The organism is Actinocatenispora rupis (assembly GCF_016861975.1).
Classification (GTDB): domain Bacteria; phylum Actinomycetota; class Actinomycetes; order Mycobacteriales; family Micromonosporaceae; genus Actinocatenispora; species Actinocatenispora rupis.
On sequence record NZ_BOMB01000053.1, the window covers coordinates 18,347 to 42,787 of the forward strand.

Consider the following 24,441-nt stretch of genomic DNA (forward strand, 5'->3'; position numbering starts at 1 on the left):
ACTCAGTCCTCACCAACAAGGTACGGCGACAAGGCACCGTACACGAGTTCCGGCGGGCGCGAGTCGGTCAGATCGTGGAGCACGACGTGTTCGGCCAGGACGTACCCGGCGGCGGCCGGAAAGGCCACCGCGTACAGCCAGAGTCCCTTCGCCTCACCGACGTAGACGCAGCGGTCGTCGGCGGAGGGCACCGACCAGAGCGGGGTCGGATGGCCCGCCGCGATGATCTTCGCGTGAGCAACGTCACCGGACACCGCGGCGGCAAGTACCGGGCCCGGATCGGGGCCCTCGAAGCCGGCGAACCAGCACCCGAGCCCCACCCCCGGCTCCTCCGCGACGAGCACGACGTCGGCCGGTCCACCCAGCGGCGCCGGACCCGAACACGCCAGTACGGTCGCGGCGGCGCCGGTGCGCTCGTCCCCCGCCCAGCCCACGCCGGTGACCATCCAGCCCTGCAGCAACGGCCACGGGCACCACAGCGGTACCCGGGAGAGGCGCGCGGCGGTGTCGACCACGCCGGCCCCGACGTGCCGCGGTACGTGGAGCGGGGCGATCGGGCCGTGGTCCGGACAACGCCAGTCGGAGTGCATCAGATCCGGCGGTCGCACCGGACCGCCGCACCGCGGACACCTCACGGCGATGCTCACCTACGTCACCGTGATCTCGTTCGGGAGGCCCGTCAAGTCCACGGGCGCCGCGTACCGCCTGATCCAGGCATGCATGGCGATACCGCTCGCGACGCCCGCGTTGATGGACCGGGTCGAGCCGTACTGCGCGATCGAGCAGACGAGGGAGGCGGCGGCGCGGGCCGGCGCGGACAGGCCCGGGCCCTCCTGACCGAACAGCAGCAGGCACTTCCGCGGCAGCTCCACCGACTCCAGCGGTACGGCACCGGGCAGGTTGTCGATGCCGACGACGGCCAGACCCTCGACCGCGGCGTACGCGAGGAGGTCGTCGACGGTCGGGTGGTACCGGACGTGCTGGTAACGGTCCGTGACCATGGCGCCGCGGCGGTTCCACCGGCGACGGCCGACGATGTGCACCTCGCGGGCGAGGAACGCGTTCGCCGTCCGTACGACGGTGCCGATGTTGAGGTCGTGCTGCCAGTTCTCCACCGCGACGTGGAAGTCGTGCCGGCGGGTGTCGAGGTCGGCGACGATCGCCTCGCGCCGCCAGTACCGGTAGCGGTCGACGACGTTGCGCCGGTCGCCGCCCGCCAACAGCTCCGGGTCGTACCGCGGGTCGGTCGGCCAGGGCCCCTGCCACGGGCCGACCCCGACGCCGGCATCCTGCTCGTCGTGCACAGCGGGAACGATACGACGACCGGCGCGGCCCGGTGACCGCGCCGGCGCACGGTCAGCGCCCGGCGAGGGCATCCGACAGGCTCGTGAGGAAGCGGCGCTCCGCCGGGCTGACCGACTCGCCGCCGATACCGAGGAAACCGCCCGACTTGGCGGCACCGCACACCACCTCGGCGATCCTGGACACCCACTCCGTGTACGCCCGCGCGTCGGCCGGCGCGGCCTTCGCCGCCAGTACGGTGGCGGCCCGGCGGGCCTTGGCGAGCGTGTCGGCCAGCCCCTTCGCCCGGTCGTTGAACTCGACCGCGGTGGGCTGCGGCGTACCGGTGTCGTCGTCGGTCCACAGCTCGGCCGCCACCTTGCGGACGAGCGGGCTGTCCGAGTGCGTGCCGGACTCGATGCCGCGGTCGCCGGCCATCCCCTCGTCGACGGTACGGCGCATGCCGTCCGCCTCGGCCGAGGTGGCCGCGATGACGACGAGTTCGGGCAGCTCGACGAGCAGCCGCCACTCGCTCGGCGTGTAGTCGGTGGTACGTGTCGGCCGTTCCTCTGCCTGGCTGGACATGTCGCCCTCCCCACGCTCGGCGGTTCCGCCCCCAGGATAGAGCCGGAATGTCCGGCCGAGGGAGCTTTCTCACCTGGTGCCGCCACGATGCGTACGCGGCAGTACGTCGGAGAGTCAGGAGTCGGGGCGTCAGCGGACCAGGTCGCAGCCCCAGCCGTCGTAGTCGCCGCCGTTCGCCCGTACGACGGTGAGGACCTGGACGGTCGCCTCGTCGATCTCGGTCAGCGGTACGGCCCGGGTCGCGGTCACGGTGGCGCTGCCGTCCGGGTCGACCGACGCCGTCACCCGGTAGCCGAGCTTGCCCAGCTCGGCCCCGGCGGCGCTGGCCTGCTTCTGCTCGGCGAAGTGCGCGGAGTGCTCGACCGGCCGAGGCTGCTCGGCCCGGTCCCCGCGCGACACCAGCGCCCGTACCAGCGGAAGGTTGTAGCTGCGCTGCTCGGCGGCCGGATCGGGCGTGAACACCGCCCGCACGTACGACCAGTCGGGGTCGTCGGTGGTGGTCAGCTCGGGCGTGAACGGCCCGGGCAGCTTCAGCTCGCCCGGCTCGGCCGGCAGCTGGCAGACGAACGTGCACGCGCCGCCCGCGATCACCCGCCCCACGTACTGGCCACCGGTGCGCTTGGCGACCTCACCCGCGAGCTTGTCCTCGAACACGTACAGCTGGTGCGCGGTCTCACGGTCGGGCGAGCCGTCCGGCCGCGTCGCCGCCAGCGCCACCCGTACGGTCAGGCGCACGGGCAGCTCCTCGACCGGGGCGAGGCGTACCGCGGCGAGGTCCGCGTGCAGCATCGCGTCCTCCGAGTCCACCCGGCCCGGGAACGTCTGCCAGTCGGGCTCCCAGCTCGGCTTGGTGCGACGAAACAGCGGCACGCGACGCTCCCTCCGGTACTGACCAGGCACTGCGGTACCGGACAGTCTGCCGTACCCGGATCGGGGCCGGTGCCGTGCCACACTTCTCGCCATGCACGCCGAGACGGTCACGCCGACCGACAGCGCAGCGCGCGCCGATCCGCCGGTGCTACGCCTCGGCCGGACCGGCCGGTGGGTACGGATCGCGGTCACCGTGCTCGGCGCCGCGCTGCTGCTGGCCGGCACCCTGGTCGGGCAGGACGACGACTTCCCGTTCGGCCCGTTCCGGATGTACGCGACGGCCGACAGGCTCGACGAGCCGGTCACCGACACCCGGCTCAGCGCGGTCGACGCCAGCGGGCGACGGTTCGCGCTGACCGACGACGCCACCGGGTTCCGCCGGGCCGAGGTGGAGGGGCAGCTGCCGCGGTTCGAGAAGCACCCCGAGCTGCTGTCCGGCCTGGCCACGGCGTACGCGCGACGGCAGCCCGGTCGGCCCCGCCTGGTCCGCATCGACGTCGTCGTACGGCTCATCGAGTTGCGCGACGGCCGACCGACCGGGAAGTACACCCAGCGCACGGTCGTGTCGTGGAGCGCCCGGTGAACCGGGTCGCGCGGTGGTTCACCGCACCCGTACCGCTGGGTCGGGTCGCCGCGTTCCGCACGCTGGTCTACCTGTTCGTCGCAGCCGACCTGGTGGTGTTCACGCCGTGGGTGCGGATGCACGCCGACGTGCCCGGTTCGCTCTACCAGCCGCTGCTGATCGGCCGCCTGCTCCCGCTCCCCACCCCCGGGTACGTGCTGGTCACGGTGACGTTCTGGCTGTTGCTGGCGCTGTCGCTGGCGGCGGCGACCGGGCGCGCGCCGCGACTGCTCGGCTGGCTCGTCTTCGCGCTGTACCTGCAGTGGATGGTCGTCGCGATGAGCTACGGCAAGGTCGACCATGACCGGTTCGACCTGCTGGTGGCGCTCGCGGTGCTGCCGACCGTCGGCGCCGCGCGGCACGGCGACCCCACCCGGTCCGAACGCGCCGGCTGGGCGTTGCGCGCCACCCAGCTCGCCGTCGTCGCCACCTACTTCCTGTCCACGTGGGCGAAGTTGCGGTTCGGCGGCCTCGACTGGCTGACCGGCGCAACCATGACCCGCGCCGTACTCCGCCGCGGCACCGTGTTCGCCGAGTGGTCCACGCACGTACCGCACCTGCTGGTGGTGGTGCAGTTCCTGATCGTGGCGTTCGAGCTGTCCACGCCGCTGGTGTTCGTCCTGCGCGGCCGCTGGCACTGGCTCTGGGTCGCCCTGATGTACGCCTTCCACGTCATGGTGTACGCCGCGGTCACGATCAGCTTCATCCCGCACCTGGTCGCGATGACCAGCTTCCTGCCGCTGGAGAAGGTGCGCCCGGTCGTACGGCTGCGGCGCCTGCTGCGCCGCCGGGCCGACCGCCCACTCCCGGCCGACTGACCCGCCCGGCTACCGGGTCACCGGATCGTTCGTCGGGCGCGGCGTCGGGCGCTCGGCCTGCGGCAACGCGCACGCCGGGGTGCCGCCGGGCATCCGGTCGCGGTGCCGCGCGATCCACCGGTACACCGGCCACGCCAGCCACCGCACCGGCGGCGCACCGAGCACCGCCCCCAGGGGCCGCCAGTACGACCCGGCGTCGCGGAGTACGCGGGCGATGGCGTCGGGGCCGGCCGCGTGCCCGGCACCGATCCACTGCACCGCGGCCTCGGCCTGCTCCTGCGTGACGCCGAGCGCGGCCAGGTCGGCGTACTGCCACGGCAGCACCTCGGCGCTCGTCGGGATGTGCCGCTCCAGGAACCCGGCGCACGTCGTGCAGAACGCGCAGTCCCCGTCGTACAGGAAGGTCGGCCTCATGCCCCCATCGTCCACCCTGGGGGCCGCGGTGGCGACGTGACGGCTCCCTCCCTTCGCAGGTCGGCGCGGCCCTTCCGCAGGTCGGCGCGGCGACCCGCCCGGGAGACGGAAAACGCCGGAACCGGTGGACGACAGCTCGAACACGTGTTCGAATAGATGCATGCGCTGGGAGGAGCTGCGGGCGGACCGGCCCGCCGAGGGGATGCTGCCGCTGGACCTGCCCGAGCCGGCGGCACGCGGTCGCGGGTCCGGCCGGGCGGGTCTGCCGCTCGCCCCGACCGGCCCCGTGATCGCCGGCACCGAGGACGCGGTCGCCATCGAGATCCAGGCCAAGTCGCTGATCAACCGCGTCCCGGCCACCTCCGACATGCCGTTCCAGTGGACGATCAACCCGTACCGCGGCTGCACCCACGCGTGCGTCTACTGCTTCGCCCGCAACACCCATACGTACCTCGACCTCGACGCGGGCCACGACTTCGACTCGAAGATCGTGGTGAAGGTGAACGCCGGGCCCGTGCTGCGGCGGGAGCTGGCCAGCCCGCGCTGGCACGGCGAGCCCATCGCGATGGGCACCAACGTCGACTGCTACCAACGCGTCGAGGGCCGCTACCGGCTGATGCGCGAGATCCTGTCCGCGCTGCGCGACCACGCGAACCCGTTCTCCATCCTCACCAAGGGCACGCTGATCCAGCGCGACATGGACCTGCTCTGCCAGGCCGCCGAGGTCACCGACGTGTCCGTCGCGTTCTCCATCGGGTTCCTCGACGAGACGCTCTGGCGGCACGTCGAGCCGGGCACGCCCTCGCCGTCCCGACGACTCGATCTGGTACGTCGGTTCGCGGACGCCGGGCTGGCTCCCTCGGTGCTGATGGCGCCGATCCTGCCGGGCCTGACCGACACCGAGGAACACCTCGACCGTACGGTCGGGGCGCTGGTGGCGGCCGGCGCCCGCAGCATCACGCCGATCGTCCTGCACCTGCGCCCCGGCGCCCGCGAGTGGTACCAGGGGTTCCTGCGCCGCGAGTACCCGCGGCTGCTGGAGCCGTACCGCCGGCTCTACCGGGACGGGAGCTACGCGCCGTCGGCGTACCAGCGGGAGGTCACGGCACGGGTGCGGACGGCGACCCGCCGGCACGGGCTGCGCGCCCCCGGCCCGGACAGCTTCCGCCGGGTCGGCGACGAGCCGCCCGACGGTGCCTCGCCGGTGCCCCCGACGGGTGGTCGGCAGGCGGTGTCCGGCCAGCTCCGACTGCTCTGACGTACCGTCCGATCAGGGGCGCACTCCAGTTGCGGCGGGTTGTACCCTCGGGGCTCGACATCGCGCTCCCCCCCAGTCGGTCCGGCCGGCTCCGTCGGCCTGCCAGCGCGGGACAGGCTCTCGGACGATGCCGCGCCGGCGGCGCAGGAAAGGCAGGACCATGACCTGGCCACAGGGCCCCGGGGATCCGTACGGGCAGCATCCCGGCGGCTACGACCCCTACGGCCAGCAGCAGCCCCCGTCCAACGCGATCCAGCCGTACTCGGGCCCGGCCGGCTACCAGCCCGGCTACCAGCCGTACGCGGCGTATCCGCCGCGGCCGAAGACGAACCCGATGGCGATCGTCTCCCTCGTCTGCTCGCTGGGCGGGATCTTCATCGTGCCGCTGCTCGGCTCGATCGCCGGCATCATCTTCGGCCACATCGCCAAGTCGCAGCTGAAGACGTCCGGCGAGGGCGGCGACGGCATGGCCACGGCCGGCCTCGTCATCGGCTACATCTTCGCCGGTCTCTACGGGCTCGGCTGCTGCGGCTACGTCATCTTCGTGATGGGCGTGTTTGGGCTCGCCGGAGCGGCGTCCAGCTCCAGCAGTTCCGGCTACACGTTCATCCTGCCGTCGCTGCTCTCCGCCTTCGGCATCGGCTGACCCACCCCGTACCTGCCCCGGCCTCACCGGACCCGGCTTCGCCGTGGCCTGCCCTCACCCGGCTGCCACGGCGGGTTCGCTGGGCCGGGTCCGGTGGGTGGGCCGTGCCTGGTCGAGTTCGCCCCGGCGGTCTGACTCGCTCAGCCGGGTTCGCTGGGCCGGTTCGGCCCGGGCGGGCTCTGCGCAACAGCCTGGCGGGGCTTGTCCCGCTGCGCGGGGCGGCCGGCGGGGAGCGGCGCGGTGGGCGGCGGTCACGCCGGCCGGACACGTACCGGATGGGTTGGTGGACGGGCGATCCGATGGTTGCGCGCGCCGGAGCGTCGGTGGGGCTGGTGCTGCCGGCCGAGCGGGGTCAGTCGCGGTAGCGGGCTTCGCGGACGCTGTTGCCGCCGTCGACGACGATCAGCTGGCCCGTGACGTACGACGCAGAGGGTGTGCACAGGAACGCGATGACCGCGGCGACCTCGTCCGCGGAGCCGGGTCGGCCCATCGGGGTGTCGAGGCCCTGGCGGAGTTCGCCGAGGGTGGAGGCGTCGGTGTGGATCAGGCCGGGCGCGACCGCGTTGACGGTGACGCCGTCGGCGATGAGTTCCATGGCGAGGGCGCGGGTGAGGCCGAGTACGCCGGCTTTGGCCGCGGCGTACGCGGACTCGGTGGGCATGGCGTTGATGGGGCCCTCGGTCGCGGAGACGCTGACGACGCGACCCCAGCCGCGTTCGGACATCGCGCCGACGACGGCCCGGCTGACCAGGAACGCGCTGGTCAGGTTGCGGTCCAGTTCGGCGCGCCATTCGTCGTGGCTGAGCTGGGTGACGGGCCGGAAGACCTCGGGGCTGGTACGCGAGGCGAGGCCGGCGTTGTTGACGAGGATGTCGACGTCGCCGAGCTGGTCCTGTACCGCGTCGGCGAGCGCGCCGACCTCGGACTCGTCGGTCAGGTCGGCGACGAAGCCGGTGCCGCCGATCTCCTTGGCCCGGTCGTGGATGCGCCGGGTGGTGGACACGATGGCGACGGTCGCGCCCATGGCCGCGAGCCGGCGCGCGGTGGCGAAGCCGATGCCGTTGGGGCTGCCCGCCCCGGTGACGAGCGCGACCCGCCCGGTGAGGTCGTCGCCGGCCGGCGGTGGAAGGTCCGGCAGCGTCTGGTCGGTCATGCCAAGATCCTCCCTGGTACGCGGGCACCCTCGCAACGGGGCCGACTCCCGCGTTCGCGCCATCCCGTACGGGGAGGGCTCCCGCGTTCGCAGCCGAAACTACGGTGGCCGGTGAGCAGCGGGAGGAGATTCGGTCATGAGTAACCAGAACGGTGCACCGCCGTCCGACGGTCCGCCCCTGACCGGGTACGAGGTGCCGCCGGTGCCGCCGTCGGCGTACCCGCAGCAGGGTTACCCGCCGCCGCCCGGCCGGGGTACGAACGGAATGGCGATCGCGTCGCTGGTGGTGTCGATCCACGGGTTCGGGATCCCCGTCGCGGGCGTGGTCGGCGCCGTACTGGGGCACAAGGCGCGCCGGCAGATCGACGAGACCGGCCAGTCGGGCCGCGGGTTCGCGACGGCGGGCGCGGTCATCGGCTGGATCAGTACGGGATATTTCGCGCTGATCGTGGTGGCGGTTGTGCTCTCGGTACTGTTCGGCAACTGACCACGGAACCGGGCGGTTCCGGGAGCATCGGGGTGCGGCGGGGGTGGTGGGACGGTGGCAGGATCGCAGGGCGGCCCCGGCGCGGGGTCGCCGCTCGGGTCGCGACGGCGGGCCGGCGGCCGTTCCATCACCGGGAGTACTCGTCGTGACGGTCGGGGTTCGTGTCGGCAGCCGGTACGTGGCGACGGACATGATCGGGCGCGGCGCGTTCGGGACGGTGTTCCGGGGTGAGGGGCCGGCCGGTCCGGTGGCGATCAAGCTGCTGCGGCCCGATCTGGCGACGGACGCCGAGGTGGTCGACGGCTTCCTGCGGGAACGTTCGGTACTGCTCCGCCTGCGCCATCCGAACCTGGTGAGCGTACGAGACCTGGTCGCGGAGAGTGACCTGCTCGCGCTGGTGATGGACCTGATCGACGGGCCCGACCTGCGCGTACACCTGCAGCGGCAGGGGCCGCCGCCGGTCGAGGTGGCGACGGCGCTGGTGGCGGCGGTGGCGGACGCGCTGGCGCACACGCACGATGCCGGGGTGATCCACCGGGACCTCAAGCCGGAGAACGTACTGCTGCGGCTGGACGGCCCGGCGCCGGTGCCGCTGCTGACCGACTTCGGCATCGCCGAGCTGGCGGCCGGCGGGTCGGCGGAGTCGGCCGCGCACACCGTGATCGGTACGCCGGGGTACCTGGCGCCGGAGGTCGCGCGGGGCGGTACGGCGACGCCCGCCGCGGACGTGTACGCGTGCGGTGTGCTGGCGTACGAGCTGGTCACGGGGCGGATGCCGTTCGCCGGGGAGCATGCGCTGGCGGTGATCCACCGCCAGTTGACGGAGACGCCGGAACGGCCGGCGGACCTCCCGGACGAGCTGTGGCGGACCGTGTCGGCGTGCCTGTCGCTGGACCCGGCCGAGCGACCCACGGCCGGTGAACTGGCGGCCGCGCTGCGCGGCGAGTGGATCACGCCGACCCGGCACACCGCGGTCGTACCGGTCTCGGCGGCGCCGACCAGCGCGATGCCGGCGCACCTGCGGCACGACGACCCGCTGATCGAGGTACCGCGGGGCCCGCGCCGGTCGTGGCCGCTGCGGATCGGTGCGTTGGTGCTGGTGGCGGTGCTCGGCGCCGCCGGCGGGTACGCGCTGCGGTACGGCACCGCGCGCCCGGCGCCCACGCCCACGCCGCACGGGTCGCCGACGCCCGCCCCGACCGCGATCTCCCGGTACGTCACGGATCTGCCGACGACGCAGGTGGGGAACGGGTGGGGCCCGGTGGAGCGGAACCGTTCGGTCGGCGGCCAGGCGCCCGACGACGGCGGTCCGCTCGTCCTCGGCACCACCACGTACCAGCACGGGTTGGGCACGAACTCGCCGAGCCAGGTCCGGGTCTACCCGGCCGGCGCGTGCACGTCGTTCACCGCGACGATCGGGATCGACGCCGCGGCCGTCCGCGTCCAGGGCGGTACGGTCGCGTTCCAGGTGGTCGGCGACGGCAAGGCGCTGTACGACAGCGGTGTGGTGACGTGGCAGACGCCGCCGAAGCCCGTACAGGTCGACGTGACGGGCGTCCAGGTGCTCGACCTGGTGGTGTCCGACGGCGGCGACGGGAACGCCAACGACAACGCCGACTGGGCGGACGCCGCGCTGGTCTGCACGGCACGCTGAGCGGGAGGGAGTGCATCGTGTCGGACGATCCGTTGACGGCGGCCGAGGGTGCCGCCCTGACCAGGCTCGCCGTGGCGACGGTCGCCGACCGGCTGCGCGGCGCCGGGGGCGGGCCGCCGCCGCCCGCGCTGGCGCCGCTGCTGGCACCGGGCGCGTCGTTCGTGACGTTGACGCGGGGCGGCCGGCTGCTGGGCTGCATCGGCACGCTCCGGGCGGTACGGCCGCTGTTCCTCGACGTGGCCCGCAACGCGGCGCGGGCGATGCGCGACCCGCGGCTCCCCCCGGTCACCGCCGACGACTGGCCGGAACTGGACCTCTCCGTGGCCGTACTGACGCCGCCCGAGCAGCTCGCCGTCGACGGCCGCGAGGCGCTGCTCGCGGCGCTGCGACCGGGCGTGGACGGGCTGCTGCTGACCGACGGGCACCGGCGCGCCACGTTCCTGCCCGCGGTGTGGGAGAAGCTGGGCGAGCCGGCCCGCTTCCTCGACCACCTGCTCGCGAAGGGCGGCTGGCAACCGGGCGGCTGGCCCGACGACCTGACCGTCAGCCGGTACCGGTCGGTCGAGTTCCACGACCGGGCGCCCCGCGCGCCACTCGGTACCGGCTGAGCGGTGCGAGGATGGGCCGGTGAGCGAGACACCCGACGAGACCGCGCCGCTGATCGTGGAGGCCATGCGCAAGGCCGCGGTGGCCTGGCTGGGCGAGCTGCCCGACCAACCACCCGGGCGTACGTGCACGGTGTGGTGCGCGTGGCTGGACGACGCGCTCTACGTGGTGTCCGGGCCGGGCGAGCAGGCGGTGCCGGGCCTCGCCGGCGCGACCCGGTGCACCGTGACGGCCCGCGGCGACAGCGGCGGCCGCATCGTCACCTGGCCGGCCGACGTGACCCGGGTCGTACCGGGCGGCGACGAGTGGGAGCGCGTCGTGCCGCAGCTCGCCGGCAAGCGGCTCAACCTGCCGGCCGACGACGACACCGCCGCGCGCTGGGCCGCCGACTGCACCGTCAGCCGCCTCGCCCCCGCCGGATCCCCGCGTACTCCGCTGCCGGCCGACTCGCTGGCCGCGCCGGCCCCGGGGTCACCGGCCGCCCGGCGTACGGCGACGCCGTTCCGGCTGCACCGGCTCCCGAAACGCCGCCGCTGACCCACCGCTTCCCTTGTACCGCAAGCGATGCGGCGCGGTCGTGCACGTTCGGGGTGCATCGCTCGCGCCCCGGTCGAAGCGGCCACGACGGCACCACCGGGCCGCGCCCCAACCAAGGCGTCCAGACCCGCTCGCGGTGCTTCCCTTACGCTGCAAGCGAAGCGGCACGGCGGTGGTTCCGGGCACGACCACCGCCCCTACCGGCGCGAGCGACACTCTCCTTGCACCGCAAGCGAATCAGCACGGCGGCGGCACGGGGCACGACCGCCGTCCCTGCCCGCGTGAGCGACACTCTCCTTGCGCCGCAAGTGAAGTGAGTACCCGGGCGTGGGGTGATGGATGCGTCAGGCGGGCGGGATCTGGAGTTCGCCGACGGCAACCGGCGCCACCTGACCGGAGACGGTGGCGGCGACGGCGGCGCCGTCCGCGGCGGTGACCGTACAGTCCAATGTGGATGGTCGGCCCATCTCGACGCCCTGGCGCACCGTGTACCGGTGGTCGCCGGTGGCCGGCAGCAGTCCGGTGGCGACGAGGAACACCCCGTACGCGAGGGCCGCGGAGCCGGTCGCCGGGTCCTCCGGTACGCCGAGGTCGGCGGCGAAGACCCGGGTACGGGCGCTGCGTCCGGCCGGATCCCAGGCGCTGACGGACAGCGTGTGGCCGGTCCGGCGCAGGGCGGCCACGTCGAGGTCGACGCGGGCGAGCGCGTCCGGGCGTACGGCGAGGTGGACGGAGTCGATGCCGCAGCCGGCGAGACGCGGCGCGGGGCCGGTGTGGTCGTCGGCGGTGAGGCCGACGGCGGCGAGCAGCGGCGCCGGGTCGAGTTCGGCGCCGATCCGCGGCGTACCGCCGGTGAGGCGGGCGGCGGAGGCGGTGGCGGCGACGGGCAGGTTGCCGGCGCCGCACTCCTGGACGAGGTCACCGGCGCCGAGCTGGCCGAGGCGTACGAGGGTGGTGGCGGTGCCGACGCTCGGGTGGCCGGCGAACGGCAGCTCGGCGGCGGGCGTGAAGATCCGCACCCGGTAGTCGCCGCCGGCGACCGGCGGCAGCACGAACGCCGTCTCGGACAGGTTGAACTCGCGGGCGACGGCCTGGAACTGCGCGTCGGCCAGCCCGTCGGCGCCGAACACGACGGCGAGCGGGTTGCCGGCGAAGGGCCGGTCGGTGAACACGTCGACGATCTCGTACCGCAGCATGGTCCGAATCTAGGCCCCGACCGGCCGGTACGCGGCGGCCACCGGGCGGACGGTGGACGCGACGGCCGTCACGCCACGTACGGCAAGTCCGCCGGTTGCCGCGTACCGGCGACTACCCTGGCGGCGTGACGACGGCGACGCGCCGGCGGCACGTGTCGCCCCGGCCGGCTCCACACCGGGCGGGTGGCACGTCGGCCGCGGCCGGACGGGCGGTGCCGGCATGAGCCGGGTGTACGTGGCGCGGCTGGCCGGCCTCGCCGTGTACGACCCGAACGGCGACCAGGTCGGCCGGGTGCGCGACGCGGTGACCCGGATGCGTCCGGGTACGACACCGCCCCGGGTGGTCGGCCTGCTCGTCGAGATCGGCGTACGCCGGCGCATCTTCATCCCGATCGGCCGGGTCACCTCGATCGACCCGGACGCGGTGCTGCTGTCCACCGGCACGCTGAACCTGAAGCGGTTCGAGAAGAAACCGGGCGAGGTACTCGTCCTGGAGGAGCTGCTGGACCGGCGGGTCACGGTGACCGAGCCGGGCGCCGACCCGCGGCCGGCGACCGTGGTCGACGTGGGCATGGAGCAGGAACGTACCGGGGAGTGGTCGTTGCGGCGCGTCGCCGTACGGGAGGCGGCGAACCGGCTGGGCCGGCGCGGGCACCTGCGCCAGGTCGACTGGGACCAGGTGTCGGGCCTGGCGACCGCCGCGGGCGAGCAGGGCACCGACAGCCTGCTGGCGCTGCTGGAGACGATGCGCGCCGCCGACCTGGCGAACACCCTGCAGGAACTCTCCGGCCGGCGCCGGCTGGAGGTCGCCGGCGCGCTCGACGACGAGCGGCTCGCCGACGTACTGGAGGAGTTGCCGGAGGACGACCAGGTCGAGATCCTCGGCTCGCTCGACCTGGAACGCGCCGCGGACGTACTGGAGGCGATGGACCCGGACGACGCCGCCGACGTCCTCGCCGAGCTGCCCGAGCCGGAGAAGGAGCGGCTGCTGGCCCGGATGGAGCCGGAGGAGGCCGCGCCGGTCCGCCGCCTGATGGACTACGAGCCGGGCACCGCGGGCAGCATCATGACCTCGGACCCGGTGATCCTGCTGCCCGACGTGACGATCGCCGAGGCGCTCGCCGCGATCCGCGAACCCAAACTCTCCCCGGTACTCGCGGCCCAGGTGTTCGTCAGCCGCGCGCCGGCGGCGACCCCGACCGGGCGGTTCCTGGGCATGGTGCACTTCCAGCGGCTGCTCCGGGAGCCGCCGTCGGACCTGGTCGGCGGGATCGTCGTGGGCGACCTCGATCCGGTACCGCCGCAGATGCCGATCGCCGACGTGACCCGCCGGATGGCGACGTACGACCTGGTCGCGATGCCGGTGGTGGACGAGATGAACCGGCTCGTCGGGGTCGTCACGGTCGACGACGTACTGGACCACCTGCTGCCGGCCGACTGGCGGGACCGGGACCATGCCTGACCGCGACCGGCGGGGTGAGGCGGCACCGGCGCGCGACGGCCGGAGGTCGGAGCACACCATGCGACAGGAACGCAGGCCGGAGAGTACGGAGCCGGCGGCGACGCGCCGGGAACGGCTGCGCAGCGAGCGGGCCGAGCGGCGGGCACCCCGGACGAGGCTGGAGCAGCCGCGCGTACCGGGACGGATCCGGCTGCCGCGGTGGGACGCGGACACGTTCGGCAGGTTCGCGGAGGCGGCGGCGCGGTTCATGGGCACCGCACAGTTCATCGTGGTGATGACGGTCATCGTCGTCGTGTGGGTCGCGATCAACCTGATCGGGTTGTGGGGACTGCGCTGGGATCCGTACCCGTTCATCCTGCTCAACCTGTTCTTCTCGACCCAGGCGTCGTACGCGGCGCCGCTGATCCTGCTGGCGCAGAACCGGCAGGCCGACCGCGACCGGTTGACGATGGACGAGGACCGGCGGCGCGCCGCGGCGCAGAAGGCCGACACCGACTACCTGGCGCGGGAGATCGCCGCGCTGCGTATCGCCCTCGGCGAGGTCGCCACCCGCGACTTCGTCCGGTCCGAACTGTCCCGGCTGATCGAGGAGATGGACCGCCGCGACGGCCACCATCCGGTACGCGCCAGCGAGCCGGCGACCGGCCGTACCGCCGACCCGCGTTGAGCGTCGCCTGACCGCTCGTACCCGGGCCGGCGCGCTCCGCAATCGCCGCCGTGACAAGGCTTACCGGCTACCGGTGTCGTCGCCCACATCGCGCCCGAAGCACTGAACGAACGCGCGGCCAGGCGCCATGTTGGAGAGGCCAATCCCCTCTACGGCACGGAAGGACGACGGTGCAGTCCGACGAGACCCGGCCCCTCCCCGACGGGCCCGAGGATCGCCAGCCGCGGCGTCGCATCGAGCTCAACTGGGTGCAGGTGATCGCCGCCGTCGCCGCCGCGGTCTCCGCCGCGGTCGCCGCGTCCGCGCTCGGCGTGGCCGGCACGATCGTCGGTACCGCCGTCGTCAGCATCGTCGCCACCGTCGGCAACGCGCTCTACACCGCCTCGCTCCGGCGTACCCGGGAGACGCTGAAAGGCGCGCAGATCAAGGTACTGCGGCGTGCCGGTGCGACCCGGCCGGCGGCCGGCGACGCGTACGAGGCGCTCGGCAGCGTCCGCGCCGCGCTCGCCGAACCGACCGGCCCGACCACCGGCGTCGCGACGGTGCGGATTCCCACCCAACCGGACCGTTCCGCCCCCGCCACCGGTACCGCCCGGGTGTCCGCCGCCGGCCGCGCCGCCGACCCCGACCGCACCGCGGTACACGGCGCCGACCGCACGGTCGTGCACGGCTCCGGCTCCGGTTCCGATCGCACCGTCGCGCACGATGCCGACCCCGACCGCACCGCCGTGCGCGGCTCCGACTCCGACCGCACGGTCATGCACGGCGCCGACTCCGACCGGACCGCGGTACACCGTGGCGACCCCGACCGGACCGTCCGGCACGGCGCCGACTCCGACCGGACCGTGGTGCACGGCGACCGGACCGTCCGATACGGCGGCGACTCGGAGCGGACGGTGGTGCGCGGCGGCGGGCCGGTACGTGGGGCCGCGCCGGGCACCGTGTACGGCGGGCCGACGCGCCGCCGGGTGCCGCGCCGGGCGCTGGTGCTCGTGGGGAGCACGGTGCTGGTGTTCGTGCTGGCGTTCGGTGTCCTGACCGGCATCGAGGCGCTGATGGGCACGTCGTTCTCGTCGCTGTGGGGCCACGGCGACTCGGGCAGTACGGCGGGGGCGTTGTTCGACAACCATGGCGGCGGCCGGAGCAGTACGGACACCACGGTGCCGACGCCCGACCGGTCCGCGCCGGACACCGGTTCGCCCACGCCGACCGGTTCACCCGACCCGACCGGTACGCCGGGCCACGGGTCGAGCCCGGCGCCGAGCCACGCCGGCAGCCCATCGCCGACGCACAGTACGTCGCCGACGCCGAGCGAGCCGCCGGCCAGCGAGGAGCCGGCGAGCCCGCAGCCGTCCGCCAGCGAGTAGCGCCGGCGCGCGCGGGCCGAACCGGGCGCGCCGGGTCGCCAGCCCGCAAACGCCCGGGAGCCTGCGCGGAGCGGCGCTCAGAGCGGGGCGAGCGGGAGGCGGAGGCCCATCAGGGTCGCGTCGGGCAGTTCGGCCAGCGGTTGCCAGCCGCGCCGCAGGTACAGCCGGCGGGCCGGGGTGTCGTGCTGCCAGGTGGACAGCAGGGCGACCGGGTGCGGCAGGTCGGTGAGCAGCGCGTCGTGCAGGGCGGTACCGATGCCGCGGCCCTGTTCCGGCGGCAGTACGGCCAGTTCGACGACCTCGAAGTGGCCGCCGAGCCAGGAGTCGACGACGTCGGCGGGTGCGAGGCCGGCGACCCGGTCGGTCCAGTACTGGCCGCGGGCGCCCTGGTAGCCGTACCCGAAGCCGAGGAGCGCGTCGTCCTCGACGGCGGCCACGCACCGGAAGTCGGTGCGGCCGGCGTGGCTCGGGAGGGAGCGTTCGCGGAACGTCTCGGCGGTCCCGTCGTCCTCGCCGTACGGCTCGAAGGCCGCGTGGTAGACCGCTGTCAGCTGTGCCGCGCGGTCGAGCGCGGCACCGCTCTCCCACTGCACGATCCGGTACGTCACCGGCCCACACCCCTCGACAGGTCCGGACGTGTCGACGGCCGCGTGCCCCAAGGGGTGGGTAGGGCACGCGGCCGGATGACCGTCATCCTGACTCAGCCGTCGGCCCGCGTCCAGCCAATGGCCGAAATCCGTGCCTCGTCGCCGTCACGGGTCGAGTCGAACACGACGCCACGATCGTCGCGTACCCGGACGGTGTCGACGTAAACCCCGCGGCCCTGCGAGTTCACGTCGGTCCGGTACGTCCAGCGGACCGCCCGGGTACCGGCCGGGAGGGCGGCGCGTCCGGCAAGCCACCGGCGCCCGCCGTACCCGGTGACGGTGCCGTCGGTGGTCCAGTCGTACCCGCCGCCGGAGAGGCGGAACGGCAGCGACGTGAACAGGTCCCCGTCGGCGGAGACGGACAGCGCGACGGTGTCGGCGCGCGGTTCCGTGTCGTACCAGAGGGCGAAGTCGAGGGTGGCGGTGCGGGTGGGCGCGGCCAGCGGTGCGGTGAGGGTGCTGGTCGCGTGGTCGGTGCGGGTGTACCAGGCGGACCGGCTGATCGGGCGGACCGGTACGGCCAGGCCGAGGTCGTCGGCGACGGCGCGGCGGGCGATGTTGTTGCTGCCCCAGTCGCGGCTCGGGTGCACCCGGTTGGTCAGCAGCACCACGAACGACCCGGCCAGCGGGTCGACGACGATGCTGGTGCCGGTGTACCCGGTGTGGCCGAACGTGACCGGCGACGCCAGCGCGCCCATGTACCAGTTGAGGCCGAGTTCCCAACCGAGTCCGTGCGGGTCGTCGGGGAACAGCGCGCTGGTGTGGTCGTGCAGCATCAGCCGTACGGTGTCCTCGGCGAGGATGCGCGCCTTCCCGTACCGGCCGCCGTTCAGGTACGTCTGGGCGAAGACGGCGATGTCGCGGGCGGTGGAGAAGACGCCGGCGTGTCCGGCGACCCCGCCGAGCGCCCACGCGTTCTCGTCGTGCACCTCGCCCCAGACGAGCCCCCGCCCGGCCCACGGCTCGTACTCCTGCGCCGCGATCCGCGGTTTCAGGCTGGCCGGCGGCGTGTACATGGTGTCGGTGAGGCCGAGCGGCGCGGTGACGTGCTCGCGGACGTACGCGTCGAGGCGCTGGCCGCTGACCGCCTCGACGAGCAGCCCGAGGGTCAGGAAGTTGAGATCCGAGTACACGTAGGCGGTGTCGGGCGGGGCGGAGGGCGTGGTCGCGAGGATCGCCGCGACCCGCTCGGCGTACGTGGTGTAGCCGGCCCACAGCGACGGCACCGGGTCCGGGATCAGGCCGCTGGTGTGCGTGAGCAGGTGCCGCACGGTGATGTCGGACTTGCCGTTCGCCGCGAAGTCCGGCAGGTAGCGGACGACCGGCGCGGTCAGCTCGACCCGGCCCCGTTCGATGAACTGCGCGACGGACGTCGCCGTGAACAGCTTCGACATCGACGCCAGGTCCCACATCGTGTCGGTACGCGCCGGGATCCGTTGCGCCGCAGGCAGTTCCACCACCGAGTCGCCGGACAGCGCGTACCGCACCGCGTCCCCGACCGCGGCGTACTCGACGACCACGCCGTCCTTCGCGGCGATCACCGTGGCCCCCGCGTACATCGGGTGCTGGGGGTTCTCGGCGGTCGTCGCCAGGTACCGCGCGGTGTCCGGCACCATCGCCGACACCACCTCGGTACGCAGGCCGACCTGTGCGGCGGACCCGGGCCGGAGCGTACGACCGGGGGTGAAGCGCAGGTCGCCGGGGCCGACGGTGGGTGCGCCGCCGCGCGGTGCGGCCTGCGCCGCGCCGGTGAGCCCGGGGCCGACCGCGGCGACCGCGGCGCCCGCCGTGGCACCGAGCAGCAGGGATCGTCGGGAGATCTCGGACATCGTCGCCTCCGTCCTGACGTGACGAAGGAATCCTGCACCAACCATCCAGTACAGGAAAGCCCTTGACATCAATCGGCGACCGGTACGTGCCCGCACGCCCGGTTCTGCCGCCGGTCGTCCGGGCCGTGACGGCGGGCGACGCGGGTCACGGTGGGCGGCGGCGGGCGCTACGCCAGCGGGCTCGTAGCATGGGTGTCATGTCCGCCCCTGCGATTGCCGAGCTCGAACCGCAGATCCGCGCCGCGCTGGCGCGCGTACAGGATCCGGAGATCCGCCGGCCCATCACCGACCTCGACATGGTCAAGTCGGTCGACATCACGCCGGACGGCGCGGTCACGGTCGGCCTGCTGCTCACCGTCGCCGGCTGTCCGCTGCGGGACAAACTCCAGTCCGACATCGCCGAGGCCGTCGGCGCGGTCGCCGGGGTCAGCTCGGTGCACGTCGACTTCGGCGTGATGTCCGAGGAGCAGCGCCGCGACCTGCAGAGCAAGCTGCGCGGCGGGTCCGGCGGCGAGCCGGTCATCCCGTTCGCCCAGCCCGGCTCCCGCACCCGGGTGTACGCGGTGGCCTCCGGCAAGGGTGGCGTCGGCAAGTCCAGCGTCACGGTCAACCTGGCCGCGGCGCTCGCCGACCGGGGCCTGTCCGTCGGCGTGGTCGACGCCGACATCTACGGCCACTCCGTACCGCGGATGCTCGGGGTGACCGACCGGCCCACCCGGGTCGAGGACATGATCATGCCGCCGCAGGCGCACGGCCTGAAGGTCATCTCCATCGGCATGTTCACCTCCGGCAACGCCGCCGTCGTGTGGCGCGGCCCGATGCTGCACCGGGCGCTCACCCAGTTCCTCGCCGACGTGTACTGGGGCGACCTCGACGTACTGCTGCTCGACCTGCCGCCCGGCACCGGCGACATGGCGATCTCCATCGCCCAGCTGCTGCCCACCGCCGAGATCCTCGTCGTGACCACGCCGCAGCTGGCCGCGGCCGAGGTCGCCGAGCGGGCCGGCGCGATCTCGCTGCAGACGCACCAGCGGCTGGTCGGCGTCGTGGAGAACATGTCCTGGCTGGAGCTGCCGACCGGCGAGCGGATGGAGGTCTTCGGCGCGGGCGGCGGTGCCCGGGTCGCGGAGCGGCTGTCCACCACGATCGGCGCGAACGTCCCGCTGCTCGGCCAGATCCCCCTCGACACCCGGGTACGTGAGGCCGGTGACGCCGGTTCGCCCGTCGTACTGTCCGACCCCGGTTCGCCGGCCGCCGCGGCGCTGTCCGCGGTCGCCGACAAGCTCGCCGTACGGCGGGAGAGTCTCGCCGGGCGTTCGCTCGGCCTGTCCCCCGCCTGAGCCACCGCACCACCCGGTCCGGCCGCCGCTCCCGACGGCCGGACCGTTTCGTCCGGTACGCGGGAAATGAGCGTCGACCGTGTGCCGGACAGGTGACCAACGCCGGTAGGAACTGTCCCACCCCCGTCGTACGCTCGGGTTCCGATTCCATGGGGGTGTGGACCGTGACGACAGACGTCGTTGTGGCGGAGCGGCTGGAGCCGCACCGGACCGAGTTGACCGGATACTGCTACCGCATGTTGGGCTCCGCGTTCGAGGCGGAGGACGCGGTGCAGGAGACGCTGGTGCGGGCCTGGAAGGGCTTCGACGCGTTCGAGGGCCGCGCCTCCGTGCGCACCTGGCTCTACCGCATCGCGACGAACGTGTGCCTCGACATGGCGAAGGGCGCGCAGCGCCGGGCCCGGCCGATGGACCTGTCGTCCGGCTGGTCGGCGTCGTCGCCGCTGCCCGACAACCTGCCCGACACCGCCTGGATCGGTCCCGCGCCGGACGGCCGGGTGCTGCCCGAGTCCGGCGACCCGGCCGAGCTGGCCGCACACCGCGATTCGGTACGGCTGGCGTTCGTCGCGGCGCTCCAGCACCTGGCGCCCCGGCAGCGCGCCGTGCTGATCCTGCGCGAGGTGCTGGCCTGGTCCGCGGCCGAGGTCGCCGAGCTGCTCGACACGTCCGTCGCCAGCGTCAACAGCGCGCTGCAGCGGGCCCGCGCCACCCTCGCCGCCAAGCACGACTCCGCCTCCGTCGAGCCGCTCACCGACCAGCAGCGCGACCTCCTCACGCGGTACGTGGCGGCCTTCGAGAGCTACGACCTGGCCGCGCTGACCGCGCTGCTCCGTGAGGACGCGACGCTGTCCATGCCGCCGATCCCGCTGTGGCTGCGCGGGCCGGACGAGATCACCGCCTGGATGCTCGGCACCGGCTGCGGCTGCCGCGGCTCCCGGCTGGTTCCCGTACAGGCCAACGGAATGGCCGCGTTCGGTCAGTACCGGCCGGATCCGGCGGGCGGGCACGCGCCGTGGGCGCTGCAGGTCATCGAGATCGCCGGCGACCGCATCGTCGGGCTGAACAGCTTCCTCGACACCGACCGGCTGTTCCCGCTGTTCGGCCTGCCGGACCACCTCTGATCCGCCGCCCACCGCCCACGGCCGATGAGTACGAGGGCGGGGGGTCGTCTGTTCCGGTGACCCCGTCATCGCGTACGGAAGGATCCCCCGCCATGTCCGACACCAGGACCACCGCAGCCTCCAGCGCGACGCCCACCCGGCGCCGCGCGTACACCGTCGTGCTGTGGACGGTGCAGATCCTGCTCGCCGCGTTCTTCGCGTTCGCGTCGGCGGCGCCGAAACTCGTCGGCGAGCGGACCGCGGTGGAGACGTTCGCCCAGATCGGCGCCGGCCAGTGGTTCCGGTACGTCGTGGGCGTGCTGGAGCTCGCCGGCGCCATCGGCCTGCTGGTACCGCGGCTCACCGGGCTGGCGGCCATCGGGCTGATGCTGCTGACGATCGGCGCGGCCGCCACCCAGACGTTCGTCCTCGCCGGGCCCGCCTCGGCGATCTTCCCCCTGGTACTCGCGGTCGTGTTCGCGCTGCTCGCGTGGGCCCGCCGGGACACCACCGCGGCACTGTTCCGCCGTACGCACCGCTGAGCCGGGTACCAGGAACCGGGCCTCGCGCCGCGCCGGACCACCGCGCGGCGCCGGGCCGTCGGTGGAATGCGGCCGTCAGGTGGCGTCGACGTCGAACCGCGGACGCTGCCGCGGCGACTCGCTGGTCGCGGACGAGCTGGTTCCCGAGCCGGTCAGGTCGAACGACTCGGCCGCGCTGGTGGCGTCCGAGTAGATCTCCTGGAACGGCTTGGTCAGCAGGTTCTGGTCGTCCTCGGACAGGATGTGCTTGCGCACGAACGTCTTCGGGTGCAGGTCCTCGATCGAGATGTCGGTGCCCAGCTCCTTGGACAGGTCGCTGGTGGCGTTGGTGGCCATCTTGCGGAGCTGCCGGATCATGTTCACGCCGTCGGAGATCAGCTTCGGCAGCTTGTCCGGACCGAAGATGAACAGCCCGATCAGCACGATGACCATGATCTCCGGCCAGCCGAGACTGTCGAACATCTCCAGCTCCTCATCCCGTGGACCGCGTTCCGGCACCGGTCAACCGGTCCAACCTTACGCACCCGCCGCCGGCGGGCAAGAGGCCGTGAGCGTCAGTTCGAGCTCGTCGCGGCCAGCGTGAGGTTCGTGGTGTGTTTCCCGCCGTCCCGCTCGTACTCGACCGGCGCCACCGATCCCGGCGCGTCCTTCCGGATGAACGCGATCAGATCGGTCGACTGCGCGAGCAGGTGGTTGTCGAACCGGGTGATGACGTCGCCCGCCTTCAGCCCCGCCTTGTCGGCCGGTCCGCCCGACGTCACCTTCGAGATCCGCACCCCGCCGTTCGCGCTCTGGTACGAGCTGTCGAGGGTGGCGCCGATGACGGTGCGGCGGGCCTTGCCGGTCTGGATGATGTCGTCGGCGATCCGCTTGGCCTGGTTGATCGGGATCGAGAAGCCGAGGCCGATGTTGCCGCTCTTGCTGCTCTCGCCGCCGGATCCGTCCCCGAGGGTCAGGATCGCGGAGTTCACGCCGATGACGCGGCCGGCGCCGTCCAGTAGCGGCCCGCCCGAGTTGCCCGGGTTGATCGCGGCGTCCGTCTGGATGGCCGCCATGTACGACTCGCTGCCCTCGTCCTTGCCGGTGAGTACCGGTCGGTCGATGTCGCTCACGATGCCGGCGGTCACGGTGTTCGACAGGCCCAGCGGCGCGCCGATCGCGATCACGGGGTCGCCGACCGCAATCCGGTCCGAGTCACCGAACTTGATCGGGTTCAGCCCCGGCTTGTCGACCTTGAGTACGGCGAGGTCGGACTGCGGGTCGGTGCCCTTCACCGTGGCGTCCGCGGTCGTGCCGTCGGAGAAGGAGACCTTGAGCTGGCCGCCCTTGCCGGCCGCCGCCACGTGGTTGTTCGTCAGGATGTAGCCGGACGACGAGATGATGAAGCCGGAACCGTTGCCCTCCACCTGGTCGGTGTGGATCAGGATCGTCACGACGCTCGGCAGTACCTGCTTGACGACGCCGGAGATCGACTGTGGCGCGCGGTCCGCGGCCTTCGGCTTGTCCGTCGCGGACGGTCCGAGTACGCCGCCGCCGGCACCGCCGCGCGAGGCCCCCAGGTATCCCAGGGCGCCGCCGAGCGCGCCGGCCAGCAGGGCGACGATGATCGTCAGGACGAGACCGGTCTGCCGGCGGGGCGCCGCACCACCCGCGGGCTGCGGCGGGGGTACCGGGTCCAGCGGTGGGCCCACCGGGCCGGTCGGCTGCTGGATCAGTACGGCGGGGGCGGTCGGGTTGCGCCACGGGTCGGACCCGCCGGCACTCGACCACCACGCGGACGGCTGCTGTGGACCCCCCGGTCCCTGGCCCGCCATGCCGGGTGCGCCGTTGGTCCTGCCGCCGTCGGTCACCCTCGGTCCACCTCTCCCCAGCGATCGCAGCGCCACCCGCACCGCGTCGGCCTCCGCCGTATTCCAGGATTACACGCCATGGCATCCCCGACTCGCAGGGATCATTCCCTAGGCTCTACGCCATGGCCACCCTGGGACCACAGAGCCACGCGTTCGCCGAGTCGTTCGTCGCGGAGGATCACGTCATCGCCGCGGCGCGTGCGCGTGCGGCGGAGATCGGACTGCACCCGGTCGGTACCGCCGCCGGCACGATGCTGCGGCTGCTCGCCGCCGCGACCGGTGCGCGGGCGGTCGTCGAGGTCGGCACCGGTACCGGGGTGAGCAGCGTGTGGATGCTGCGCGGAATGCGTCCCGACGGCGTACTGACGACGATCGACCTCGAACCGGAACATCAGCGACAGGCGCGACAGGCGTTCCGGGACGGCGGATTCCCGCCCTCGAAGACCCGGCTCATCGCCGGCCGCGCCCTCGACGTGCTCCCGCGCCTCGCCGACCGGGCGTACGACCTGGTCTTCGTGGACGGCGACCGCTCCGAGTACCCGCAGTACGTGGCGGAGGCGTACCGGCTGCTGCGGCCGGGTGGCGTCGTCGTCGCGGCCGGCGCGCTCGGCAACGGCCGGGTGCCGGATCCAGCGGCCCGTGACCCCGAGACCGTCACGCTGCGGGAGCTGACCAAGTCGATCCGGGACGCGGACGAGTGGCTGCCCGCGCTGCTGCCGATCGCCGACGGCCTGCTGACCGCGGTCAAGTCCACCGACGGCACCCCCTGACCCACCCGGGTACTCGCCAGCGACGGCCGGTGTGCGGCGCGTGGGGCGGCGACGGTCGCTCGCCGGGGCCGGCGCGGACCCGGTGCAGCGCCCGGTAACGACCGGAACGCCACGCGTCGCCTTATTTGCCACCGGGTGATGTCAAGGGGACGGCAAAGTGATCTTGCGAATAGCACTGGGTTGCGTGGTTTCGGCAGACTGGCCGCCGTGTCCCATCCGTCCACGCGAACCCGGTGCGCTGTCGCCTGCGAGTACCACGGCTGTGTCAACGCGGCGGCGATGATCACCCTGGTGCCCGGGCCCGGCCCGGACGGCACGCTCACCGTCGACGGCTTCCGCCCCGGCACGGAGGTCGCGCAGGCGCTGTCCGACCCGTCGCTGGCCGACGCGGTCCGTGCCGCCACCGTCGACCTCTCCGCCACGCTGTACGACCGGGATCCGGCGTGGGCGCCGTTCTGGTGCCCCACCTGCGAGCGGTCGTACTGCGGGAGCCACTGGCGGCTCGCCGAGGGCTCGTACGGCTTCCTGGGCACCTGCCCGTACGGGCACCGGCGCGGGCTCTGACGCGCCGCCAGGGCGCGTCTTCACAGGTTCGGCCGAGCGAGCCGGAGTCCGTTCGTCGTCTCGCAAGGCGGAGGTACGAGTGCACACCGGTGTGGTCTGCGCTCGCGCAAGACAACGCGGCGAAGGGGCCCGGCGCAGCCGGCCGGCAAGCGGTGCGGGCACGCCCTAGCGGCGGC

Annotated in this window: 27 protein-coding genes; 16 read left to right on the forward strand and 11 right to left on the reverse strand. The window is 73.5% G+C overall.

Annotation, left to right across the window (positions count from 1 at the left end):
• Positions 1 to 2 precede the first annotated feature (2 nt).
• From Aru02nite_RS34870 to Aru02nite_RS34885, 4 genes are all read right to left on the reverse strand, one after another.
• The gene (locus tag Aru02nite_RS34870) at positions 3 to 647 is read right to left on the reverse strand and encodes a DUF6758 family protein (RefSeq protein WP_308446295.1); all 645 of its coding nucleotides are present in this window, start codon (positions 645 to 647) and stop codon (positions 3 to 5) included.
• A complete protein-coding gene (locus Aru02nite_RS34875; RefSeq protein ID WP_239077147.1) occupies positions 648 to 1,304 on the reverse strand; it encodes a TrmH family RNA methyltransferase in 657 nt (218 codons plus the stop codon).
• Between the two features lie 52 nt (positions 1,305 to 1,356).
• On the reverse strand, positions 1,357 to 1,866 hold the full coding sequence (locus Aru02nite_RS34880; RefSeq protein ID WP_203664757.1) for a hypothetical protein: 510 nt from the start codon (positions 1,864 to 1,866) through the stop codon (positions 1,357 to 1,359).
• Positions 1,867 to 1,995: 129 nt separating this feature from the next.
• Positions 1,996 to 2,736 (reverse strand): DUF695 domain-containing protein, encoded by a 741-nt coding sequence (locus tag Aru02nite_RS34885; protein WP_203664759.1) that lies wholly within the window; start codon positions 2,734 to 2,736, stop codon positions 1,996 to 1,998.
• Between the two features lie 91 nt (positions 2,737 to 2,827).
• Between Aru02nite_RS34885 and Aru02nite_RS34890 the strand changes: the two genes are divergently transcribed.
• Positions 2,828 to 3,319: a hypothetical protein gene (locus Aru02nite_RS34890; RefSeq protein WP_239077148.1), complete on the forward strand. Its 492-nt coding sequence runs from the start codon at positions 2,828 to 2,830 to the stop codon at positions 3,317 to 3,319.
• Positions 3,304 to 4,176: an MFS transporter permease gene (locus Aru02nite_RS34895; protein WP_203664761.1), complete on the forward strand. Its 873-nt coding sequence runs from the start codon at positions 3,304 to 3,306 to the stop codon at positions 4,174 to 4,176. The genes Aru02nite_RS34890 and Aru02nite_RS34895 overlap by 16 nt, the downstream gene beginning before the upstream one ends.
• Positions 4,177 to 4,185: 9 nt before the next feature.
• Here the strand turns inward: Aru02nite_RS34895 and Aru02nite_RS34900 are convergent, their stop codons facing one another.
• Positions 4,186 to 4,590 (reverse strand): thiol-disulfide oxidoreductase DCC family protein, encoded by a 405-nt coding sequence (locus tag Aru02nite_RS34900; protein WP_203664763.1) that lies wholly within the window; start codon positions 4,588 to 4,590, stop codon positions 4,186 to 4,188.
• A gap of 160 nt (positions 4,591 to 4,750) precedes the next feature.
• On the opposite strand from Aru02nite_RS34900, the gene Aru02nite_RS34905 reads away from it, so the two are divergent.
• Entirely contained in the window at positions 4,751 to 5,848 is a 1,098-nt protein-coding gene (locus Aru02nite_RS34905; protein WP_203664765.1) for an Rv2578c family radical SAM protein, read from the forward strand.
• 160 nt (positions 5,849 to 6,008) lie between these two features.
• Positions 6,009 to 6,494, forward strand: a complete 486-nt coding sequence (locus Aru02nite_RS34910) for a DUF4190 domain-containing protein (protein WP_203664767.1) — start codon at positions 6,009 to 6,011, stop codon at positions 6,492 to 6,494.
• A gap of 352 nt (positions 6,495 to 6,846) precedes the next feature.
• Here the strand turns inward: Aru02nite_RS34910 and Aru02nite_RS34915 are convergent, their stop codons facing one another.
• The gene (locus Aru02nite_RS34915) at positions 6,847 to 7,647 is read right to left on the reverse strand and encodes an SDR family NAD(P)-dependent oxidoreductase (RefSeq protein ID WP_203664769.1); all 801 of its coding nucleotides are present in this window, start codon (positions 7,645 to 7,647) and stop codon (positions 6,847 to 6,849) included.
• Positions 7,648 to 7,783: 136 nt separating this feature from the next.
• On the opposite strand from Aru02nite_RS34915, the gene Aru02nite_RS34920 reads away from it, so the two are divergent.
• The 4 genes from Aru02nite_RS34920 to Aru02nite_RS34935 all read left to right on the forward strand — a co-directional run bounded on the left by Aru02nite_RS34920 (position 7,784) and on the right by Aru02nite_RS34935 (position 10,931).
• Positions 7,784 to 8,134: a DUF4190 domain-containing protein gene (locus Aru02nite_RS34920; protein WP_203664771.1), complete on the forward strand. Its 351-nt coding sequence runs from the start codon at positions 7,784 to 7,786 to the stop codon at positions 8,132 to 8,134.
• 145 nt (positions 8,135 to 8,279) lie between these two features.
• Entirely contained in the window at positions 8,280 to 9,788 is a 1,509-nt protein-coding gene (locus Aru02nite_RS34925; RefSeq protein ID WP_203664773.1) for a protein kinase domain-containing protein, read from the forward strand.
• 17 nt (positions 9,789 to 9,805) lie between these two features.
• Positions 9,806 to 10,396 (forward strand): AmmeMemoRadiSam system protein A, encoded by a 591-nt coding sequence (gene amrA / locus Aru02nite_RS34930; RefSeq protein WP_203664775.1) that lies wholly within the window; start codon positions 9,806 to 9,808, stop codon positions 10,394 to 10,396.
• Between the two features lie 19 nt (positions 10,397 to 10,415).
• Complete coding sequence (locus Aru02nite_RS34935; RefSeq protein ID WP_239077149.1) at positions 10,416 to 10,931, forward strand: hypothetical protein; 516 nt, start codon at positions 10,416 to 10,418, stop codon at positions 10,929 to 10,931.
• A gap of 344 nt (positions 10,932 to 11,275) precedes the next feature.
• Here Aru02nite_RS34935 and Aru02nite_RS34940 read toward each other — a convergent pair whose 3' ends face one another.
• A complete protein-coding gene (locus Aru02nite_RS34940) occupies positions 11,276 to 12,127 on the reverse strand; it encodes a PhzF family phenazine biosynthesis protein (RefSeq protein WP_203664777.1) in 852 nt (283 codons plus the stop codon).
• 220 nt (positions 12,128 to 12,347) lie between these two features.
• On the opposite strand from Aru02nite_RS34940, the gene Aru02nite_RS34945 reads away from it, so the two are divergent.
• From Aru02nite_RS34945 to Aru02nite_RS34955, 3 genes are all read left to right on the forward strand, one after another.
• Positions 12,348 to 13,589 carry a magnesium transporter MgtE N-terminal domain-containing protein gene (locus Aru02nite_RS34945; RefSeq protein ID WP_203664778.1) on the forward strand — a complete coding sequence of 414 codons (1,242 nt, stop codon included), beginning with the start codon at positions 12,348 to 12,350 and terminating at the stop codon, positions 13,587 to 13,589.
• A gap of 58 nt (positions 13,590 to 13,647) precedes the next feature.
• A complete protein-coding gene (locus tag Aru02nite_RS34950; protein WP_203664779.1) occupies positions 13,648 to 14,256 on the forward strand; it encodes a DUF1003 domain-containing protein in 609 nt (202 codons plus the stop codon).
• Between the two features lie 170 nt (positions 14,257 to 14,426).
• Positions 14,427 to 15,623, forward strand: a complete 1,197-nt coding sequence (locus Aru02nite_RS34955; protein WP_203664780.1) for a hypothetical protein — start codon at positions 14,427 to 14,429, stop codon at positions 15,621 to 15,623.
• Between the two features lie 77 nt (positions 15,624 to 15,700).
• Here Aru02nite_RS34955 and Aru02nite_RS34960 read toward each other — a convergent pair whose 3' ends face one another.
• Both Aru02nite_RS34960 and Aru02nite_RS34965 read right to left on the reverse strand, forming a co-directional pair.
• Positions 15,701 to 16,231, reverse strand: a complete 531-nt coding sequence (locus Aru02nite_RS34960) for a GNAT family N-acetyltransferase (RefSeq protein ID WP_203664781.1) — start codon at positions 16,229 to 16,231, stop codon at positions 15,701 to 15,703.
• Positions 16,232 to 16,323: 92 nt separating this feature from the next.
• A complete protein-coding gene (locus Aru02nite_RS34965; protein WP_203664782.1) occupies positions 16,324 to 18,099 on the reverse strand; it encodes a serine hydrolase domain-containing protein in 1,776 nt (591 codons plus the stop codon).
• 197 nt (positions 18,100 to 18,296) lie between these two features.
• On the opposite strand from Aru02nite_RS34965, the gene Aru02nite_RS34970 reads away from it, so the two are divergent.
• The 3 genes from Aru02nite_RS34970 to Aru02nite_RS34980 all read left to right on the forward strand — a co-directional run bounded on the left by Aru02nite_RS34970 (position 18,297) and on the right by Aru02nite_RS34980 (position 21,081).
• Entirely contained in the window at positions 18,297 to 19,439 is a 1,143-nt protein-coding gene (locus tag Aru02nite_RS34970; protein WP_203664783.1) for an Mrp/NBP35 family ATP-binding protein, read from the forward strand.
• 149 nt (positions 19,440 to 19,588) lie between these two features.
• Complete coding sequence (locus Aru02nite_RS34975) at positions 19,589 to 20,560, forward strand: sigma-70 family RNA polymerase sigma factor (protein WP_203664784.1); 972 nt, start codon at positions 19,589 to 19,591, stop codon at positions 20,558 to 20,560.
• 92 nt (positions 20,561 to 20,652) lie between these two features.
• Positions 20,653 to 21,081, forward strand: a complete 429-nt coding sequence (locus Aru02nite_RS34980; RefSeq protein ID WP_203664786.1) for a DoxX family protein — start codon at positions 20,653 to 20,655, stop codon at positions 21,079 to 21,081.
• 75 nt (positions 21,082 to 21,156) lie between these two features.
• On the opposite strand, the gene Aru02nite_RS34985 is transcribed toward Aru02nite_RS34980, so the two are convergent.
• Together Aru02nite_RS34985 and Aru02nite_RS34990 are read right to left on the reverse strand one after the other, a co-directional pair.
• The gene (locus tag Aru02nite_RS34985) at positions 21,157 to 21,543 is read right to left on the reverse strand and encodes a Sec-independent protein translocase subunit TatB (RefSeq protein ID WP_203664788.1); all 387 of its coding nucleotides are present in this window, start codon (positions 21,541 to 21,543) and stop codon (positions 21,157 to 21,159) included.
• A 92-nt stretch (positions 21,544 to 21,635) separates the two neighbouring features.
• On the reverse strand, positions 21,636 to 22,895 hold the full coding sequence (locus tag Aru02nite_RS34990; protein ID WP_203664804.1) for a S1C family serine protease: 1,260 nt from the start codon (positions 22,893 to 22,895) through the stop codon (positions 21,636 to 21,638).
• Between the two features lie 158 nt (positions 22,896 to 23,053).
• Between Aru02nite_RS34990 and Aru02nite_RS34995 the strand changes: the two genes are divergently transcribed.
• Both Aru02nite_RS34995 and Aru02nite_RS35000 read left to right on the forward strand, forming a co-directional pair.
• A complete protein-coding gene (locus Aru02nite_RS34995; protein WP_203664790.1) occupies positions 23,054 to 23,701 on the forward strand; it encodes an O-methyltransferase in 648 nt (215 codons plus the stop codon).
• A gap of 138 nt (positions 23,702 to 23,839) precedes the next feature.
• Positions 23,840 to 24,265 (forward strand): hypothetical protein, encoded by a 426-nt coding sequence (locus Aru02nite_RS35000; RefSeq protein ID WP_505712021.1) that lies wholly within the window; start codon positions 23,840 to 23,842, stop codon positions 24,263 to 24,265.
• Positions 24,266 to 24,441: the final 176 nt, after the last annotated feature.